Below are 20121 nucleotides of genomic sequence, written 5' to 3'. Positions count from 1 at the left end.
TTACCGTGCGCTCTCCACGGCCGCCTCGGCGAGTACCTCGCGCAGGGTGGCCACGTAGGTGCGCACGGACTCCCGGGCGGTGGGGTTGTCCGGCGCCTGGCAGGAGAGCCCGAGGCCGGCGTCGTTGCGGGAGATCCACAGGTTGGCGTTGGCGGTGCGGCCGACGCCGGTGAACAGGCGCACGTCCGCGTCGGCGGGCTCGTCGAACCAGCCGAGGTCGAGGTAGGTCACCATCTGCGGGCTGCCCATCACCGACGCGTCGACCTGCCCGGTGCCGATCAGGTGCCCCAGCGAGGCGTGCACCGGCTCGTCGAGGGCCTCCTTCATGCGCGCCTGCGCGGCCGCGGCGTCCGGCAGGACGGCAGCCACACCACCGGCAGCTACGGGGAAGGACAGCGGCGTGAAGTTGCAGAACCAGCCCTGCGAGTGGGCGTAGGTCCGCCCGCGCGTGGCCGCGACGACCACCGTCGCGTAGCGGTCCTGCCCGGTCAGCCGTGCGTGCGCGACCCCGAGCGCGGCGTAGAGCACGGTGCTGAAGCTGACCTGGTGGGCCCGCGCGAGGTCGCGCAGCCGGGCGGTGGTGTCCCGGTCGGCCAGGATCCCATCGGACGCCCACCCGACCGCCGGCTGCGGTACCCCGTCGACGACGCCGGTGGGCAGCGGGAACCCGGGGACCCGTCCGTCGGTGAGGGCGAACATGTCGCGCCACGCGCGCACGCCGGGGGAGTCGTCGTGCACGGTCGCGGCGCGGGCGTACTCGTCGCGCACGTAGTCCAAAAAGCTCGGGGTGGTATCCGGCGTGGCCCCGTCGTAGCGTTCGATGAGCTCCAGGATGCCCGTCATCTGCGAGAGCCCGTCGCCGGAGGCGTGGTCCAGGGCGAACAGCAGGTCGAAGGACGCCGCGTCCTCCCGCGCCACCGTGGCCACCACCAGCGCCGGGACGTGGTCGAAGACCGCGGTGGACGCCAGCAGCTCGGTGATCGCGTCGGTGGGCACGCCGGGGACGTCGGTGGCGACGAGGTCGACCGCCGCGGCGGGCAGCGTCCTGCGTTCGATCGGTTCCTGCGGTGCGTCGCCGGCGACGGACAACCCCGAACGCAGCCCCTCGTGCGCGGCGACGAAGGCGTTGACCGCCCGCGTCATGCGCACCGCGTCCGGCACGCCGGGCAGCGTGGCCACCGAACAGGTGTAGGCGTGGTGCGTGCGGCCCTGCCCGCGTGCCGCGAGCACGCCGCGCACGTGGTCGGACTGCAGGAACGACGCCGGCGTCGGGTCGTCCTGCGCCGTGGTCGCCTCGTCCTTCATGGCCGCGGACGGCAGCCACGTGGTGACGGTGCCCTCCGGCACCCAGTCGCGCGCGTCGATGATCCTCATTCGTGCGACTATAGGACACCGCGCCAGGCGGTACCGGGTGATACCACGAGCGTGGTATCGCAGTGTCCACGACAGGGGGATGTGGGCGGGTGCGGGATCGACGAACATGGTGGACACGACATCGGGCAGCAGCCCGCCCCGCCCGAGAACCCGCCCCCCACAGGAGGACCACCATGACCACCCCCACCACACGCCGCACGAGGATGCGCCGCCACACCGCCTGGATCACCGCGACCCTCATGTCCGCCGGCCTCGTGCTCGGCGCCTGCTCCACCGAGGACGCCTCCACCAGCGCCTCGGGCAGTTCCTCTGCCACCGCGAACACGTCCGTGAGCACGGCGAGCAGCTCCACCGACGCCTCGAGCACCGACGCCGACTCCACCTCCGGCACCATCTCGGACACCGCCACCGCCGCCGAGGCCTTCCTCGACACCCTGTCCGACGAGGAGCGCGAGACCGTGCTCTACGACTACGACGACGAGACCAAGACCACCTCCTGGTCCAACTTCCCGGTCACCTTCGTCGACCGTGCCGGACTCAACCTCACCGACCTCACCGAGGAACAGCAGACCGCCGCACTGGCCGTGCTGGAGAACCTGCTTAGCGACGAGGCCTACGAGACCGTCTCCGGCATCATGGGCGGCGACGAGTACCTGCTCGAGAACAGCGACTCCACCGAGGACTCCCTCGGCCAGTACTACATCGCCTTCTTCGGCGACCCCTCCGACACCAGCGCCTTCGAGGTCCAGTTCGGCGGCCACCACCTGGGCATCAACGCCACCCTGGACGGCTCGACGGACTCGATCACCTTCGCCCCCACGCACCTCGGCGTGCAGCCGGCCGTGTACAAGGACGAGGACGGCAACGAGGTCCAGCCCTTCGACGGCATCTACACCGACGCCTTCGCCTTCTACGACAGCCTCACCGAGGAACAGCAGGAGACGCTGACCTCCGGCGACGTGAGCATGTGCGCCCCCGGCGACACCTGCGACTTCGAGTCCGGCGAAGGACTCACCGGCGCCGACCTCGCCGACGAGCAGAAGGAACTCCTGCTCGACCTGATCGCGAACTGGTCCGAGATGGCCGACGACGAGAGCAACGCCACCACCCGCGCCGAGATCGAGGCCACCCTCGACGACACGGTGATCGCCTGGTCCGGTGAGACGACCTACGACATGAGCACCGGCGACGGCATCTCGTTCTCGATCTCCGGCCCGAACGTCTACGTCGCCCTGGAGGCCCAGCAGGGTTCCGCCGGCGCCGACGTCGACGGGGTCAGCACCTCCGGCTGGGGCCACGTGCACACCATCTACCGCGACCCGTCCAACGACTACGCCGGCAGCGTGGAGCAGCAGGAGGCCAGCGGCATGAGCGGTGGCCCCGGCGGCGACATGGGCGACATGGATGACATGGGTGGCGAGCCGCCGAGCGGCGCGCCGGGCCAGTCGGACTCCAGCGACTCCAGCGACTCCAGCGACTCCAGCGACTCCAGCGACACTGACGCGGCCGACGCCGCGTAGTAGTCGCCGCCCCGCCCGGCGAACCCCCGCGTGCCGTGCCGGATCCGGTCGTTTCGTGCCGAGAAACGACCGGATCCGGCACGCGACCGTGGCTCGCCGGATGCGCTTCGTCGAACTGTGTTCCTACCGGCTCGTCGAAAGGCGCCGGGAGATCATCTGAGTGCCGCTCGACAGGAGGATTCCGGCCGCGATGATCGGAATGTACGCGGTCAGTATGCCGTCCCTGTTGTTGGCGACGTAGATGAATCCGGCGATGAAGGCGAGTGCGGACACTGCCAGGATCGTCATCACTACAGCGCTGGACAGACTGCGCGTCGCGGCGGTGGTCACAAAAGCAATCGCCCCCACCAGCACGCCCCAGATACCGATGACAAACGCCTGTGGGGAGCTGGACGCAAACGGAAGCCCGACGATCAGGCAGACAAAGCCAACCACGATGAAGGATAGTTCCACCGTGGGGGAGAGTTTCGCTTTTTTCACACCGGACTCCATGCGTAATCGATGCCTACCGCAGTTCGTTGAGGAAACTGCCGCAGACCGTGGTCATATGCGAATGGGGTGCATTGTTGCATACGACGTGGCCGCTGTCGCGGGCGAAGGCGGGGTAGTTACCCGCGCCAGCCGTTCAGGAGCTCGCCGGCGGTGTCGGCGAGCGCGGCCTGCAGCAGCGGCCCGAAGGAGATGCGTCCCACCCCGGCCCGCGCGGCGTCCGCGAGGCTCATCGCCCCGGGGATTGCCCCGTCCCGCGGGTGGGCGGTGACGTTGAGCGGCACGCTGACCTGGTCGAGGATCTGCGTGAGGACGTCCTGCGACGGGATCTTCACCGGGTAGAGCGAGTCCGCGCCGGCGTCCTGCATCAGGCGCAGGCGGGTGAGCGCGTCGTCGAGGAGTGCGGCGTCCTCACCATCCTTCGTGAAGGCGTCGGTGCGGCCGTTGATGACGAGGTGGACGTCCTCCGCGTCGGCGGCGGCGCGCACCGCGGCGATGTAGGCGGCGTGCTCCTCGGGGCTGCGGTAGCGGTCCTCGGTGTGGACGGTGTCCTCGATGTTCACGCCGACGGCGCCGGCGTCCAGCACGTTGCGGACGAGTTCGGCGGGCTGCAGGCCGAGGCCGGACTCCACGTCGACGGACACCGGGACGTCGACGGCGCCGGTGATGCGCGCGACGGCCTGGAAGTAGAGGTCGACGGGGGTGTTCTCCCCGTCGTCGTAGCCGAGGGAGTCGGCCACGGGGTGGGAGCCGACGGTCAGTCCGGTGAAGCCGGCGTCCTCGGCGAGGCGGGCGCTCCAGGCGTCCCAGACGGTGGGGAGGACGACGGGGGCGTCGTCGTGGTGGAGGTCGAGGAGGCGGGTGGCCTTCCGGGCGAGTTCTGCGGTGGTGTTCGACATGACGCCACGCTACGCCGATGGTGGGCCGGTACGGCGCTCCAGCTCGGTGACCCTCGCGCGAAACGCCTGCGCGGCGCGGGACGCCGGGGCGTGCAGCGCCGCCGCGACGTCCTGCCGGACGGCGTCCGTCCGCACGTTCTGCCGGACGCTCCACTCCCGCTTCGTGCGTTCGGAGCGGCGGTGGTTGCGGATCGCCACGACCCCGATACCGATGCCGATCAGGACAGGCACCCACACCTTGGAGTACTCCGCGAGGATCCCGATCCACCACGGTGCGTCCCAGCTCGGCAGGCTCGGCAGGGTGATGTCCGGCCACGGGATCGATGGCAGCTTGATGTCCGGCCACGGGATGGACGGGAGGGTGATGTCCCAGTCCGGCAGGAACTGCGACACCCACCGCCAGAGCCGGCGTAGCAGCCCCACCACCAGGGGGCCGAGCACGATGACGCCGAGCGCCCAGCCACCCTTACCCACCCCGGCGAGCAGCGGGTACGCCCAGCGTTTCACCCGGGAGCGGTCCATGGCGTCCTGTCGTTTCGCCGCGCGCGACCCGGCCGGGGCGTCGAGCTGGACGACGGTGTCGCGGGAGCGGAGGGTGACGGTGCGCACCCAGGAGTCCGCCCAGTTCGACTCGATCTCCAGCATAGGTTTGAGGACGGTCTCCTGGTGCCCGTATTCGCCGGGCGCCGGGCGCTTGTCCGGGTCGGCGACGGTCTTCTCCGAGATATCGATCTTGGTGTTGTTCAGGGACTTTCGACGCGCGACGACCACGCCGTCGACCCGCACGAGAAGCCGGGGAGAGTCCGAGGTGCTCTTGCCCTGCGGGAAGTGCGGGTCTAGGGCGCGAAGCTGAGTCTCCGGGCCGGTGGATACCTCGATGCGCCCCAGTGAGGGGTGGGTGATGCGCCAGGTTTCTACAGTCATTGGGCACTGACTGTATCGCGGACGGTGACGCCCTTCAGGGTCACACCAACCCCGCGTCGCGTGCCGGATTCGGTCCTCCCGCGCCAGGGATCGACCGGATCCTGTACGCGACGCGGGGTCGCCGCTCGCGCCGGACGCGCCGGACGCGCCGTGCTACCGGAAGTTGCCGGCGTGCAGCGCGTCGGCGAGCGGGGCGAGCTCCGGGACGTCGGAGGCGGCGTCCAGCGCGTCCTCCAGCGTGCGGTCGTGGGTGGGGCGGGCGGCGTTGAGCAGGTCGCGTCCGTCGTCGGTGAGTTCGGTGTAGATGCCGCGGCGGTCGTCGTCGCAGAGGATGCGACGCAGGAGTCCGCGGCTCTCCAGGCGGCTGACCAGGCGTGTCGTGGCGCTGGGGGAGAGGGCGGCGGCGCGGGCGAGCTGGGCCATGCGCATGTGCCAGCCGTCCTGCCGGTCGAGGGAGTCCATGACGGCGAACTCGACGACGGACAGGTCGTGGCCGTCCTTCAGCGCGCGTTCCAGGGAGGTGTCGATCGCGCTGTGCAGGGCCGCGAGGGTGCGCCAGCCGCGGGTGCGGACCTCGACGGCGTCGTCGGAGATGCTCATGGACCCCACTATAGCCGACTTGCGCGCATATACCGCGTGTGCAACTATCTAGAACATTGCGCGTGCAACTAATGCACGCACAACTACTGCAGACGCAACAACATGAAAGGACCCCGCCATGCCCGCAGCCCTCTACGCGCTGGCCCTCGGAGGATTCGGCATCGGCCTCACCGAATTCGTGATCATGGGCCTGCTGCCCGAGGTCGCCGCCGACTTCGGCGTCACCGACACCACCGCCGGATACCTGATCTCCGGCTACGCACTCTCCGTCGCCGTCGGCGGCATCATCCTCACCGTGGCCCTGCGCCGCATGGAACGCCGCACCGCCCTGCTCGGCCTGCTCGTCCTGTTCATCGTGGGCAACATGATGTCCGCCCTCGCCCCGACCTACGGCCTCATGCTGGCAGGACGCGTCGTCGCCGCATTGTGCCACGGTGCCTTCTTCGGCATCGGCGCCGTCGTCGCCGCCGACCTGGTCACCCCGGCCCGCCGCGCCGGCGCGATCTCGATGATGTTCGCCGGCCTCACCGTCGCCAACGTCGCCGGCGTGCCCCTGGGCACCTTCATCGGCCAGGCCTTCGGCTGGCGCGCCACGTTCTGGGCCATCACCGCCGTCGGCCTCGTCGCCTTCGCCGCGATCGCCGCGCTGGTGCCGGCGTCGCCTGCGCCGTCCGCAGCGTCTTCTGTGTCCGCTGCGTCCGGAGGCGGTTCCGTGCGCGGGGAATTCGCGATCTTCCGTTCCGGCCAGGTCTGGCTGTCGATGGCGGTCACGGTGCTGGGCTACGGCGGCATGTTCGGCGCCTTCACCTACATCGCCTTCACCCTCACCGAGGTCTCCGGGTTCTCCCCGGCGACGGTGCCGTGGCTGCTCGTCCTCTTCGGGGTCGGCCTGTTCGTCGGCAACCTCGCGGGAGGACGCGCCGCCGACCGCAACCTCGGCGCGACCCTCGCCGTCCTGCTCGGCGTGCTCACGGTGATCCTCGTGGGCTTCGCGCTCACCGCCACCAGCCAGGTCGCCACCGTCGTCGCGCTGGTGCTGATGGGCGGGGTCGGGTTCGCCACCGTGCCCGGCCTGCAGATGCGCATCATGAACCACGCGTCGGACGCCCCGACGTTGGCGTCCGGGGCGAACATCGCCGCCTTCAACGTCGGCAACGCCGTCGGCGCATGGCTCTCGGGCCTGGCCCTGGCCGCCGGCCTGGGCTACACCTCGCCGCTGTGGGTCGGCGCGGCCGTCACGGCGGCGGGCCTGGCCCTGTTCGTCGCGGCGTCCCGCGCCCGTGGCGGCGAGTTCGCACGGACGCCGGGCGGTGCCGCTGCGACCGACGCCACTGTTCCCGCCGACCCCGCACACGTCTAACCCATCTCAAGGAGAACACCATGATCCCCACCGTCACCCTCAACGACGGCACCGCCATGCCTCAGCTCGGCTTCGGCGTCTTCCAGGTGCCCGACGACGGCGCGCACCGCGCCGTCGCCACCGCCCTGGAGACCGGCTACCGCAGCATCGACACCGCCGCGGTCTACGGCAACGAGGCCGGCGTCGGACGCGCCGTCGCAGCGTCCGGCGTCCCCCGCGAGGAACTCTTCGTCACCACGAAGCTCTGGCTCGACGGCCTGTCGCGCGACGGCGTGCGTCCCGCACTGGAGGCCAGCCTCGAACGACTCGGCCTGGACCAGGTCGACCTGTTCCTCATCCACTGGCCCGCACCGGCCACCGACGACTACCTGGCGGCCTGGGAGGGCATGCGGGAGGTGCGCGACGCCGGGCTCACCCGCTCGGTCGGGGTCTCGAACTTCCTGCCCGAGCACCTGCGGCGACTGGTCGAACGGGATGACTCCAGCGGGACGGTGCCCTCGGTCAACCAGGTCGAGCTGCACCCCGCGCTGCAGAACCGCGACACCGTCGCCGCCGACGCGGCCCACGGCATCGTCACCGAGGCGTGGAGTCCGCTCGGGCAGGGCGCGGCGCTCGCCGACCCCGTCGTCACCGACATCGCCGCCGCCCACGGTGCCACCGCCGCGCAGGTCGTCCTGGCGTGGCACCTGCAGCAGGGGCGCGTGGTGATCCCCAAGTCCGTCACCCCGGCCCGTATCGCGGAGAACCTCGCGGCCACCGACGTCCACCTCACGGCGTCCGACCTCGCCCGCATCGACGCCCTGGACCGGGGCATGCGCACCGGGCCACACCCGGCCGAGTTCAACGGATAACAGGTATCGTTTCGGAGACATCACTATGGTGTAGCCATGACTACAGAATCTGGCACCGTCGACCAACCCCTCGATCTGCTGATCGTGGGTGCGGGCCTCTCCGGTATCGACCTCGCCCACCACGTCGCCCAGAACTTCCCCCACTGGTCGTGGGAGATCCACGACACCCACGACGACCTCGGCGGAACCTGGCACACCTTCACCTACCCGGGCATCCGCTCCGACTCCGACATGGCCACCTTCGGGTTCCCGTTCCGCCCCTGGCCGCACAAGGGAACGCTGGGGCAGGGCGCGGACATCAAGGAGTACATCCGCGACGTCGCCCGCGACTGCGGCGCCCTGGAACGGCTGCACACCGGATCCTGGATCAGGGACGCGGACTGGCGGACCGACCTGAACCTCTACGCCGTCACCGCCGTCACCGCCGGGGGTACAGAGGGAACGGAAGGGGAGCGCACGATCTACACGCGCCGGGTCCACTACGCCTCCGGCTACTACTCCCACGACAAGGGGTTCCGGCCCGACTTCCCCGGCGAGGAGGACTTCACCGGGCAGATCATCCACCCGCAGGAGTGGCCGGAGGACCTCACCGTCGAGGGGTCGAGGATCGTGGTCATCGGCTCCGGCGCCACCGCGATCACCCTGGTCCCGGCGCTGGAGAAGGCCGGGGCGGACGTCACCATGCTGCAGCGCAGCCCCAGCTACGTCGCACCGCTGCCGGACGTCGACGTCATCAGCGGCATCTGGAGCAGACTGCTGCCCGCCGGGCCCGCCCACCGGGCCGCGCGACTCAACCACGCCGTCCGTGACATGGCACAGTACGTCCTCGCCCAGCGGGCCCCGTGGCTGTTCCGGAACGCGCTGCGGCTGATGCAACGCCCGTACCTGTCCGGGGACCAGATCGACGAGCACTTCACCCCCCGGTACAACCCGTGGGACCAGCGGGTCTGCAAGGCGCCCAACGGCGACATCTTCTCCGCGCTGAAGCGCAACGCCCACGTCGTCACCGACACCATCGACCATGTCACCGCCGACGGTGTCCGCCTGGACTCGGGCAGGGAGCTGGCCGCCGACGTCATCGTCACCGCCACCGGCCTGGAGCTCGAGGCCTTCGGCGGTGGCACGCTGAGCGTCGACGGGCGGGAACTGGCGCTCGACGAACAGGTCTTCTACCGGGGGATCATGCTGGCCGGCCTGCCGAACTTCAGCTTCACCGTCGGCTACGTGAACGCCTCCTGGATGCTGCGTTCCGACATGGTGTCGCGCTACATGGTGAAGCTGTGGAAGACCGGGGAGGAGTACTACAGCCCGGAACTGCCGCCGGGGCGCAGCGACCGCCCGCTGCTCGACTTCGACGCGGGCTACGTCCGGCGCGGCGTGCACAGGTTCCCCACCCAGGGGGACGCCTCACCGTGGCGGTACACGCAGAACTACCTCACCGAACTGCCCGGCCTCGCCTTCGGTGACCAGCGTCGGGACATGGCCTTCGGTGACCGCTGCCTGTCGCGCGTGGGACGGTCCCGACCCGGTCCGGCGATCCAGACCGTCGAGGCCGACGGCCCGTTCGTGGCGACCGACCTCCGGGCGCTCCCTCCGACGGAGACGGTCACCGTGGGCGGCCGGACGGTGCGGTTGCGCCGAGGTGGGCCGGGCGCGCGGCAGGACGGCCGGGACGTGATCGTCATGATCCACGGCATCGGACGCTCCCTGGAGGACTGGGACGACCAGGCCGTCCTCGTCGGGGAGAACAGCCGCTACATCGCCCTCGACGTCCCCGGCTTCGGGTTCAGCGACCCTGCCGCACGCGTCACCCTCGCCGACACCGCCGAACTGCTCTGGAAGGTCCTCGACGACCTCGGGGAGACCCGGGTCAACCTGGTCGGGAACTCCCTGGGCGGGGCGCTGTCGATGGAGATGACCGCGCAACGTCCCGACCAGGTGTCGAGCGTCTCCCTGGCGGACCCGGTGGGCTTCGGCGACAGCACCACACCGCTGATCCGGTTGATCGCCGTACCCGGGCTGGGACGGTTCAACGCCGCGACCACCCGCCTGCGGGCGGTCTACCAGCCGGTCGAGCACGTCGTCCTGCGCCGTCCTGGTGCCGTGACCCGCCACCGTCTGGAGGTGCAGCGCCGGATCGCCCGCCACCCGCACCGCTCCGCGACATTCCACTCCTTCGTCCGGCACCTGGGCTCCCCGCTGGGTGTCGCGGAGCGGTGGCGTCGCGACCTGCTCGCACGGTTCAGCGACGCCACGGCAGGGCGTATCCCGGTCATGCTGACCTGGGGCAGCAAGGACGCGATCCTGCCGTACCGCGACTTCCGGGCGGGGCTCGAGCAGATCGACGTGCAGGACGCCGTGGTCTTCGACGACTGCGGGCACATGCCCCAGCTGGAGTACCCGCAGGAGTTCGCCGAGCACTACCAGCGCTTCCTGTTCGGCGTGTGGGCGACCCACGGCGACGCCGACACGGGCGTGCGCGACAGGACGGGTAACTGATGATGACCAGGAAGAAGGACGCCGGTCCGCGCACCGTGCTGGTGACCGGGGCGGCCTCGGGCCTGGGTCTGGAGATCTCCCGGCAGTTCCTGGGCAAGGGCGACCGGGTGATCCTCACCGACCTCCACGAGGACGTTCCGTCCGAGGTCCGGTCGCTGGCGGGGGACTGGACGTACCGCCGGCTCGACGTGACCAGCGACGAAGACTGGCAGGCCGCGGCAGCTGACCTGGACTCGTTGGACATCCTCGTCAGCAACGCCGGCATCGCCGTCGGCGGACGGATCACCGAGACCACGGTGGACACCTGGCAGAAGGCCCTGGACATCAACCTCCTCGGCTCGGTGCGCGGACTCCGGTCCTTCGTCCCGAAACTCGCGACCGGCGGACGCATCGTGCTCACGGCGTCCGCGGCCGGCCTCGTCCACGCCCCGGCGATGTCGACGTACAACGCCACGAAGGCCGCGGTGGTGGCGCTCGGGGAGACACTGGACGCCGAACTGAGGCACCGGGGGATCAGCACCACGGTGATCTGCCCGCAGTTCTTCAGGTCAGGTCTCGCCGATTCGCTCGTCGGGGACGACGACGCGATGGACGCCGTGGCCCGCGTCCTCCTCGGCCGGACCTGGCTGACCTCCGAGATCGTCGCGCGCCGGGCGGTGAAGGGTGTCGAGGCCCGCCGGACCGTGGTGACCCCGGACGGGGTGGCGACCCTCTCGTGGTACTCCAAGCGGTTCACCCGGATCCCGTACCTGCTCCTGCTGCGCGCCGCCGGGTGGGGTGTCGCCCGGAAGGCCGGGCGGTAACCGGGGGCACATCTCAGGGTCTTCCCGGAGGTGCCGGCCGGTCCCAGGCCCTACGCTCTAAGGGGTAACGACAGGGAGAGCCGTTCTCCCCGCACCGTGAGAGAGGACAAGACCCAGTGGCAACCGCAACCGCACACTCGGCAGCCCGCGCAGAGGGCCTGACCAAGACCTACGGGGCGGGCGACACCCGCGTCACCGCCCTCGACGACGTCAGCGTGGACTTCACCGCAGGCGAGTTCACCGCCATCATGGGGCCGTCCGGCTCCGGCAAGTCCACGCTGATGCACTGCATGGCCGGCCTGGACAGCCCCACCTCCGGCTCCGCCTTCCTCGGCGACACGGACATCTCCGGTCTCGGCGACAAGGCCCTGACCAGGTTGCGCCGCGACCGGCTGGGGTTCATCTTCCAGTCCTTCAACCTGGTCCCCACCCTCACGGCCGCGGAGAACATCACCCTGCCGATCGACATCGCCGGGGACAAGGTGGACAAGGAGTGGTTCGCCGAGATCACCTCGCGGCTGGGCCTGACCGACCGGCTGGGGCACCGCCCCTCCGAGCTCTCCGGCGGCCAGCAGCAGCGCGTCGCCTGCGCCCGCGCCCTGGTGGCGCGTCCGGAGATCATCGTCGGTGACGAGCCGACCGGCAACCTGGACTCCAACTCCTCGGCGGAGGTCCTCGACATCCTGCGTACCGCGGTGGACCGGGACGGCCAGACCGTGGTCATCGTCACCCACGACGCCAAGGCCGCCGCCTACGCCGACCGTGTCGTCTTCCTCGCCGACGGGCGCATCGTGCACGAGCTGCGCGACCCGGACGTGGAGCAGATCCTGGGCACCATGACCGGTATCGAGGGGTTGTAGGGGCCATGTCCTCCCGTTCCTCCTCAGCAACCACCATGCGCCGGGTCTCGCTGCGCAACCTCGCCGCCCACAAGGTCCGCCTCGTGCTCACGGTGCTGGCCGTGGTGCTGGGCACCGCGTTCATCGCCGGCTCGTTGATGTTCACCTCCTCGCTGCAGAAGACCTTCGACACCCTCACCGAGTCCACGACCCGCGGCATCGACGTGGTCGTGTCCGCCCCGCCGTCGGGGACGGCCCTGCCGCTGGACCTCGCCGACGGGCTGGAGGACGTCCCGGGCGTCGACCGGGTCACCGTCAGCGACGAGGTCACCGTGGTCGTCGCCACCGCCGGGGCGGACGGCACGCAGGAGACCCTGCAGACCGGCGGCGCGCCCGCCTTCGCCATGCCCTGGTACGCGCCGGACGCCGCCGTCGGCCCGGACACCGCCATCGTCGACGGCGAGGCACCGCAGGGCCCCGGCGAGGTCGTCGTCAACAGCACTGCCGCCGAGGAGCACGGTCTCAGCGTCGGTGAGGAACTCACCGTGGTCGACACCTCCGGTTCACACCCGGTGACCGTGTCGGGCATCTACGACATCGACATCGACGGCGGCGGGTTCCTCGGCCTGATGATGGACGAACCGGCGTTCGTCGACACCTTCACCGACGGCGCGACGACCGGCGGATTCTCGCTCGCCGCGGCGTCCGGCACCGGTGCGGACGCCCTGGCCGACGAGGTCGGCGCATACCTCGCCGCCGAGCACCCGGAGCTGGGCGACGTCGAGGTGAAGACCGGCGAACAGGTCGCCGCTGACCAGGCCGCCGAGATCGACCAGGCGCTCAGCTTCGTCAACTACTTCCTCATCGCCTTCGGTCTGATCGCCCTGGTGGTGGGCACGTTCATCATCGCCAACACCTTCTCGATGATCGTCGCGCAGCGCATGCGCGAGTTCGCGCTGCTGCGCTCCCTCGGTGTGGCCTCCGGCCAGCTGACCGTCTCGGTGGTCTTCGAGGCGGTGGTGGTCGGCATCGTCGGTTCCTTGCTCGGCGTGCTCGCCGGGGTGGGGCTGACGCAGGCGATCTACGCGGTCATCGGCGCCACCGGTGCCGGCCTGCCGAACACCGGTGTGCAGGTCACGGTGGGTTCGGTGGTGCTGCCGCTGATCCTCGGCATGCTGGTCACGGTGGTCTCCGCCTGGGCCCCGGCCCGACGCGCGGGCTCGGTGCGTCCGGTCGAGGCGATGCGCTCCGGCGACCAGTCGTCCAGCTCGCCGTTGCGCGGGCGCACGGTCACCGGGGCCGTCGTGCTGGCCGTCGGCGTGGTCGCCGCGGTGGTCGGCGTCCTGCTGGACGGGGCGTCCACCGGCCCGCGCGCCTCGCTCGTCGGCGTCGGCGCGTTGGCGGTGATCCTGGGCACGTTCCTGGTGTCCCCGGCGCTGTCGGTGCCGGTGGTGCGCGGCATCGGCGCGGTCGTCGGTGCACCGTTCGGCCAGGTCGGACGCCTGGCGGCGACGAACTCGGGACGTAACCCGCGCCGCACGGCGACGACCGCGTTCGCCCTCACCCTGGGCGTGGCGCTGGTCGCCTGCATCGGCATGCTCGGCGCGTCGATGAAGGCCTCGATCAGCGGCTTCATCGGCGACTCGGTGACCTCGGACTACGTGCTCGCCGGGCCGTCCAACGGCGCCTTCCCCGTCCCGCAGTCCGCGCTCGACGCGGTCCGGGACGTCGACGGTGTGGCGGACGCCGCCGGGTTCGGCTTCCTGCCGGTCACCGTCGGCGGCTACAGCGGCGGCACCGGCGTCATCGACGGTGACCCCACGGTCTCCGGCGGACTCGTCGGCACCGCCGGCGACGTGACGTTGGACGCCCCGGGCGTCGTCGCCGACGAGGACGTCGCCGCGTCCGAGGGGTGGGACGTCGGTGACGTCCTGCCGCTGACCGTCCGCATGCCGGACGGCCCCGAACGCGAGGTCGGCGAGGTCACGCTGCAGGGCACCTACGAACCCAACGAGCTCTTCGGCGCACACCTGGTGTCCTGGTCGGCGTTGGAGCCGGTGGCCTCCCAGCTCGGGGCCGGGGCCTCGCCGAACCTCTACGCCGTCTTCGTCGACGGCGACGGCTCGGTCAGCACCGACACCCTGCGCGACCGGCTTGAGGACGCCACCGCCGACCAGATCGTGGTCCAGGTGATGACGCCCGAGGAGTACGCCGGGCAGCAGGCCGTGCTCGTCGACCAGATGCTCAACGTGCTCTACGCGCTGCTGGCGCTCGCGGTGGTGGTGGCGGTGCTCGGCATCATCAACACCCTCGCGCTCAACGTCATCGAGCGGCGCCAGGAGATCGGCATGCTGCGCGCGGTCGGCACCCTGCGCGGCCAGGTGCGGCGCATGATCACCCTCGAGGCCGTGCAGATCTCGCTCTACGGCGCACTGCTCGGCGTGGTCGTCGGACTGGGCCTGGGCTGGGCGTTCCTCCAGGTGCTCGCCGCCGAGGGGCTCAGTGAGACCGCGGTGCCGTGGGGCCAGGTCGTGGGCATGGTCGTCGCCTCGGGCGTGGTCGGGGTGGTGGCCGCGGCGTGGCCGGCGGTGAAGGCGTCGCGGGTGCGGCCGCTGGAGGCGATCGCCGACTGACCGGTTCTGAGGGGTTGGTGGAATACTCGCCGGAGGTGGCAGGTTAAGGATCAGTTCCTGAAACAGTTCTACCGCCGAGCGGTACGAGGAGTACGCCACCGTGAAAGACCGCACCGCGCCGAGCGCACCGCCGCCACCGAAGGCGGGACCGCCGAACCGTCGCTTCTGGGCGGCGGTCACCGTCCTGACCCTCGGTGGCCTGCTCTTCGGCTACGACACCGGCGTGATCAACGGCGCGCTGCCGTCGATGACCGCCGACCTGGGCCTGGAGGAACGCTTCGAGGGGATCGTCACCTCCGCCCTGCAGTTCGGTGCGATCTTCGGCGCCATCTTCGGCGGGCGCGTCGCCGACCGCGTCGGACGCCACCGCACCATCGCCGTGGTCGCGGTGGTCTTCATCCTCGGCTCCCTGGGCTCGGTCCTCGCGCCGACCTGGGTGGTGCTGATGCTGTGCCGCATCGTGCTGGGCGTGGCCGTGGGCTCCGCCTCCGGCATCATCCCGATCTACCTCGCCGAACTCGCGCCGACCCACCTGCGCGGCAGGGTGGTGAACCAGAACGAGTTCATGGTGGTCTTCGGCCAGTTCCTCGCCTTCAGCTTCAACGCGTTGATCGCCCGTGCCGGTGGTGCCGAGGAGGGCGGCACGTGGCGCTGGATGCTGGCGGTGTGTCTCGTCCCGGCCATCGCCCTGTGGGTCGGCATGACCATCGTCCCGGAGTCCCCGCGCTGGCTCGCCGGCCACGGGCGCATCGAGGAGATGCTCGACGCCCTGCGCACCATCCGGGAGAAGGTCTACGGCTCCCCGGACTACGAGACCTCGCGCTACAGCGACAACTCCCCGAAGCCGGACAGTGACGAGATCACCCACCCGGTCGCCGGCGACGTCGAGGGCGTGCGCTCGCTCGCCGACCACGACGCCGGTGCGTCCTCCCGCCGGTTCCGCGACCTCTTCGCCGAACCGTGGATCAGGCGCGTGATGCTCATCGGCTTCGGCATGGCGGTGATCAACCAGATCTCCGGCATCAACGTGATCCAGTACTACGGCGTGACGATCCTCACCCAGGCCGGGTTCGAGGGCAACACCGCCTTCACCGTGAACCTGCTGATCGGTGTGGCCGGGGTGGTCGGCATGCTGCTGTCGATGTTCCTGAACACGCGCGTACGCCGGCGGCGCATGCTGATGAGCGGGCTGACCGGCACGGTGATCACGCTGACGCTCATGGCGCTGGTCTCGATGGTGGTGCCGGACGACGTGGAGGCGAAGAAGTGGGTCATCCTCGCCGCGATCGTCGCCTTCGTGGGCATCATGCAGTGTGCCGTGGGCGCGATGACATGGCTGTTCATGTCGGAGATCTTCCCGATGCGTGTGCGCGGCGAGGCGATGGGCCTGGCCGCGGGCGTGCAGTGGTCGGTGAACTTCTGCGTGGCCCTGTTCTTCCCCTACCTCATGGACGCCATCGGTTTCGGCCCGACGGTGTTCATCTTCGTCGGCCTGCAGCTCGTCGCCCTGGTGTGGGTGTACCGGGTGGTGCCTGAGACCAAGGACAAGACACTGGAGACCATCGAGCAGGAATTCCGGGACTCCGTGGGCCAGTAGTGCCGCGAAAGAATGTATAGCCCGCTGTTCTATCTGTGGTACGGGGGACTAGAGTTTCACAGGTCCCACAACTGAACCGATGACGCCTGCGGCCGACGTTCCGACGAAACGACGCTGCCGCGCCGTCCGTGAAAGCGAGCCAACGACATGGCCGACGACAACAACGCCTCGACCACGACCCAGAACAGGACCCAGAAAAGCGCACGTTCCCCGATCCGGGAGCTGACGCTGCGTGCGGTCATCCTCGGTGGTCTGATCACCCTGGTGTTCACCGCCGCGAACGTCTACCTGGGCCTGAAGGTCGGGCTGACCTTCGCCACCTCCATCCCGGCCGCGGTGATCTCCATGGCGGTGCTGCGGCGGATGCAGAACCACAGCATCACCGAGAACAACATCGTGCAGACCATCGCCTCTGCCGCCGGCACGCTCTCGGCGATCATCTTCGTGCTCCCCGGCCTGATCATGATCGGCTGGTGGACGGGCTTCCCCTACTGGACGACGATGCTGGTCTGCCTCATCGGCGGTGTGCTGGGCGTGATGTACTCCATCCCGCTGCGTCGTGCACTGGTCACCGGCTCCGACCTGCCCTTTCCCGAGGGTGTGGCGGCGGCCGAGGTGCTCAAGGTGGGGGAGGACGACCCCCACGGCCACGGTGATGACGCTCAGGGCGAAGCCGAGGGCGACGATGCCGACGACAACGCAGACAACCGTGACGGCCTGCGCGCCATCGTCGTCGGCGCGCTCGCGTCGGCGGGCATGTCCCTGCTCTCCGCGCTGAAGGTCGGTGCGTCCGAGGTCGCCGGGACCTTCCGCATCGGTGCGGGCGGCACGATGGCCGGCGGCAGCCTGTCGCTGGCGCTGATCGGCGTGGGCCACCTCGTGGGCCCCACGGTGGGTATCGCGATGATCGTCGGCCTGGTGATCTCCTTCGGCGTGCTGCTGCCGGTGTTCACCAGCGGGGACGTCCCCGTGGTCGCTGACATCTCCGAGGTCGTCTCCGACACCTTCGCCAGCGACGTGCGTTTCGTCGGCGCCGGTGCGATGGCCATCGCCGCGGTCTGGACCCTGGTGAAGATCATCGGCCCGGTCATCCGCGGCATCACCGCCTCGTTGGCGGCCTCGCGCGCCCGGAAGCAGGGCGAGGAGGTCGCCCTGGCGGAGCGCGACATCCCGGTGAAGGTCCTCGTGGTCACCGTCCTGGCGCTGATGCTGCCGATCGGCTGGCTGCTGTGGTCTTTCCTGAGCGGCACCGGCGTGAGCCACCACACCGGCCCGCTGATCACCCTGAGCATCCTGTTCGTGCTGGTCCTGGGCCTGGTCATCGCCGCGGTGTGCGGTTACATGGCCGGTCTGATCGGTTCGTCCAACAGTCCGATCTCCGGGGTCGGCGTGATCGTGGTGCTGCTCGCGGCGCTGCTGATCAAGCTGGTCACCGGCAACGACGACGGCGGCAACCCCACCGCGCTGGTGGCCTACACGCTGTTCACGGCCACGGTGGTCTTCGGTGTCGCCACGATCTCGAACGACAACCTCCAGGACCTCAAGACCGGTCAGCTCGTCGGCGCGACGCCGTGGAAGCAGCAGACAGCCCTGATCATCGGCGTGGTCTTCGGGTCCCTGATCATTCCGCCGGTGATGGGTCTGATGGCCACGGCCTTCGGTTTCGCCGGCACCCCGGGTGCGGGTCCGGACGCCCTGGCGGCCCCGCAGGCCGGCCTGCTGTCCTCGGTCGCCGAGGGCATCTTCGGTGACTCGCTGGACTGGGGCCTGATCGGCCTGGGTGCGTTGATCGGCATCGGCGTGATCATCGTCGACGAGGTGCTCACCCGCACCTCCGGCAAGCGTTTCAGCCTGCCGCCGCTGGCCGTCGGCATGGGCATGTACCTGCCGGTCAGCCTCACCCTGATCATCCCGATCGGTGCGTTCATCGGCTGGTTCTACAACCGCTGGGCGGATGGACGCTCCAACGCCGAGTCGGCGAAGCGCCTGGGTGTGCTGGGTGCCACGGGCCTGATCGTGGGCGAGAGCCTCTTCGGTGTGCTCAACGCCGGCATCATCGCCGCCTCCGGCGACTCCGACGCCCTGGCGATCATGCCGGCGGGCTGGGAGGGCGCCTCCCACTGGGTCGGCGTGCTGCTGTTCGTGGGCATCGTCGTGGGCCTGTACCGGTGGGTGTGCTCGCGCGCCGCACGGGACCACGCTCAGAAGTAGTTGACGTGTCAACTATGGTATCGTCGTGCGGGTAGGCAACCCCGAAAGAACCCAAGGAGCACAACCATGACCAGCATCGGCATCATCGCAGGTTCCAGCCGTCCCGGCGCCTTCAACCCCCAGGTCGTCGCCTGGGTCAAGGAGCAGCTCGACGCCGCCGACGTGGACAGCACCGTGGTCAACTTCGCCGACTACGACCTCCCCGTCCTCGACGAGGAGATCCCCGGTGGCGCACACAAGTACGCTAACGAGCACACCAAGGCCTGGGGTGCGGCCCTGGAGCCCTTCGACGGCTACATCGTGGTGACCCCCGAGTACAACCACTGCGTGCCCGGTCCGCTGAAGAACGCCATCGACTTCGTGGGCTCCGAGTTCGCCCACAAGCCCGTCGCCTTCGTCTCCTACGGGGCCGACAAGGGTGTGCGCGCCGTCGAGGCGTGGCGCTCCGTCTTCGCGAACTTCAAGGCGGCCACCGTACGCGACACCGCCTCCTTCTCCATCTTCACCGACGCCACCGACGGGGAGTTCACCCCGCAGGAGACCTCCACCGCCCCGTTCGCCGGCCTGCTGCGCGACCTCCTGGCCTGGGCCGAGGGCTTCGCCGTGGTGCGAGACCGCCTCTCGGCGAAGTGACCGGACGGGTCACGTACCGCAGCTGACGGCCTGGCGCAGGCCTCCTCCACCGCGTTGGCGTAGTAGGACCGGCCGGCGTCGCGGCGGCGCAGTTGATCGCCTACTGCGCGGCCGGGACGATGCCCCTGACGTAGCCGTAGGGCACCACGAGAATGAACTTGTGAACGGGTTCGATGGTTTCCACGATGCGGTCAGCTGACTGTCGAAGGCCTGCCCGTTGGTGCCGGAACCGATCACCACGTATTTGCCGAGCGCGCCCGCCGACGCCATCGCCGCGATCGGGTCCTCCTCGCCGCCAGCGCGGCGGCACCCACCGGTAGGATGCTTCTGTCAGTGCGAGACACACGAGCATGGACACCGTGCCTCCGAGCGTGGAAGTTCAGGTCGCGGGCGACTGGTAGTCTGTGATCCCTGGCTTGTGCGCCGTCGTGTGTACGGATCGACCCGCGCCCCGCTGGTCAGAGGATCGCACCACCCCGACGGTCCGCCGATGATGCACCGGGAGGGCAATTACCGTGACGGATGTTCAGCCGTTACTCGACCAACTGGCCAACACATTGCGTCGGTCGATCGCCATCGACGATCCAGAGGGACGGTTGATCGCCTCAAGCCGTCATTTCGGTGACGAGGACGGGCCACGGGTCAATGTGGTGCTGACCCGTGACATGGACCGACGGGTCCACAAGTACCTCCATTCGTTCGGGATACGGACCGCGACAGGCAGGATCATGATTCCGGAGAACCGGGAACTCGGCCTGCGTGCGCGGTGCTGCTACCCCTTGCGATGGCAGGGCAAGCTCGGTGGTTTCCTGTGGTTGATCGGTCCGGACGTGAACGACGGTGACGTCCGGCCGTATGTTGAACGAATCGCCGGGATCCTCGGCCAACG

Annotated in this window: 15 protein-coding genes and 1 pseudogene; 11 read left to right on the top strand and 5 right to left on the bottom strand. The window is 69.8% G+C overall.

Annotation, left to right across the window (positions count from 1 at the left end; all coding sequences use genetic code 11):
- Complete coding sequence (locus ACT3S3_RS13300) at positions 1 to 1374, bottom strand: condensation domain-containing protein (protein WP_301443960.1); 1374 nt, start codon at positions 1372 to 1374, stop codon at positions 1 to 3.
- 173 nt (positions 1375 to 1547) lie between these two features.
- On the opposite strand from ACT3S3_RS13300, the gene ACT3S3_RS13295 reads away from it, so the two are divergent.
- Positions 1548 to 2894, top strand: coding sequence for a DUF3500 domain-containing protein (locus tag ACT3S3_RS13295; RefSeq protein ID WP_444626922.1), 1347 nt, complete (start codon positions 1548 to 1550; stop codon positions 2892 to 2894).
- 123 nt (positions 2895 to 3017) lie between these two features.
- Here the strand turns inward: ACT3S3_RS13295 and ACT3S3_RS13290 are convergent, their stop codons facing one another.
- The 4 genes from ACT3S3_RS13290 to ACT3S3_RS13275 form a co-directional block, all read right to left on the bottom strand.
- A complete protein-coding gene (locus ACT3S3_RS13290; RefSeq protein ID WP_441578859.1) occupies positions 3018 to 3374 on the bottom strand; it encodes a hypothetical protein in 357 nt (118 codons plus the stop codon).
- Between the two features lie 128 nt (positions 3375 to 3502).
- Complete coding sequence (locus tag ACT3S3_RS13285) at positions 3503 to 4282, bottom strand: isocitrate lyase/PEP mutase family protein (protein ID WP_441578858.1); 780 nt, start codon at positions 4280 to 4282, stop codon at positions 3503 to 3505.
- 9 nt (positions 4283 to 4291) lie between these two features.
- The gene (locus tag ACT3S3_RS13280) at positions 4292 to 5206 is read right to left on the bottom strand and encodes a hypothetical protein (RefSeq protein WP_301443366.1); all 915 of its coding nucleotides are present in this window, start codon (positions 5204 to 5206) and stop codon (positions 4292 to 4294) included.
- A gap of 153 nt (positions 5207 to 5359) precedes the next feature.
- Positions 5360 to 5806 carry a MarR family winged helix-turn-helix transcriptional regulator gene (locus tag ACT3S3_RS13275; RefSeq protein WP_301443367.1) on the bottom strand — a complete coding sequence of 149 codons (447 nt, stop codon included), beginning with the start codon at positions 5804 to 5806 and terminating at the stop codon, positions 5360 to 5362.
- Positions 5807 to 5924: 118 nt separating this feature from the next.
- Here ACT3S3_RS13275 and ACT3S3_RS13270 point away from each other — a divergent pair, with 118 nt between their 5' ends.
- The 10 genes and pseudogenes from ACT3S3_RS13270 to ACT3S3_RS13225 form a co-directional block, all read left to right on the top strand.
- Positions 5925 to 7166: an MFS transporter gene (locus ACT3S3_RS13270; RefSeq protein ID WP_301443368.1), complete on the top strand. Its 1242-nt coding sequence runs from the start codon at positions 5925 to 5927 to the stop codon at positions 7164 to 7166.
- A 20-nt stretch (positions 7167 to 7186) separates the two neighbouring features.
- Positions 7187 to 8017, top strand: a complete 831-nt coding sequence (locus tag ACT3S3_RS13265) for an aldo/keto reductase (protein WP_301443369.1) — start codon at positions 7187 to 7189, stop codon at positions 8015 to 8017.
- A gap of 36 nt (positions 8018 to 8053) precedes the next feature.
- The gene (locus ACT3S3_RS13260) at positions 8054 to 10516 is read left to right on the top strand and encodes an alpha/beta fold hydrolase (protein ID WP_444626921.1); all 2463 of its coding nucleotides are present in this window, start codon (positions 8054 to 8056) and stop codon (positions 10514 to 10516) included.
- The gene (locus ACT3S3_RS13255) at positions 10516 to 11319 is read left to right on the top strand and encodes an SDR family NAD(P)-dependent oxidoreductase (protein ID WP_301443371.1); all 804 of its coding nucleotides are present in this window, start codon (positions 10516 to 10518) and stop codon (positions 11317 to 11319) included. The genes ACT3S3_RS13260 and ACT3S3_RS13255 overlap by 1 nt, the downstream gene beginning before the upstream one ends.
- 116 nt (positions 11320 to 11435) lie before the next feature.
- Positions 11436 to 12179, top strand: coding sequence for an ABC transporter ATP-binding protein (locus ACT3S3_RS13250; RefSeq protein WP_441578855.1), 744 nt, complete (start codon positions 11436 to 11438; stop codon positions 12177 to 12179).
- Between the two features lie 5 nt (positions 12180 to 12184).
- Complete coding sequence (locus ACT3S3_RS13245) at positions 12185 to 14791, top strand: ABC transporter permease (RefSeq protein WP_301443214.1); 2607 nt, start codon at positions 12185 to 12187, stop codon at positions 14789 to 14791.
- 100 nt (positions 14792 to 14891) lie between these two features.
- On the top strand, positions 14892 to 16388 hold the full coding sequence (locus tag ACT3S3_RS13240; protein ID WP_301443215.1) for an MFS transporter: 1497 nt from the start codon (positions 14892 to 14894) through the stop codon (positions 16386 to 16388).
- Between the two features lie 147 nt (positions 16389 to 16535).
- Positions 16536 to 18599 (top strand): OPT family oligopeptide transporter, encoded by a 2064-nt coding sequence (locus ACT3S3_RS13235; RefSeq protein WP_301443216.1) that lies wholly within the window; start codon positions 16536 to 16538, stop codon positions 18597 to 18599.
- A gap of 66 nt (positions 18600 to 18665) precedes the next feature.
- Positions 18666 to 19232: an NADPH-dependent FMN reductase gene (locus ACT3S3_RS13230; protein WP_301443217.1), complete on the top strand. Its 567-nt coding sequence runs from the start codon at positions 18666 to 18668 to the stop codon at positions 19230 to 19232.
- A 515-nt stretch (positions 19233 to 19747) separates the two neighbouring features.
- Positions 19748 to 20121: pseudogene (locus ACT3S3_RS13225) on the top strand (hypothetical protein); the annotation flags it as partial.

It is taken from the genome of Corynebacterium sp. AOP40-4SA-5 (assembly GCF_052377355.1).
Classification (GTDB): domain Bacteria; phylum Actinomycetota; class Actinomycetes; order Mycobacteriales; family Mycobacteriaceae; genus Corynebacterium.
This window is presented reverse-complemented; position numbering and strand designations above follow the sequence as displayed.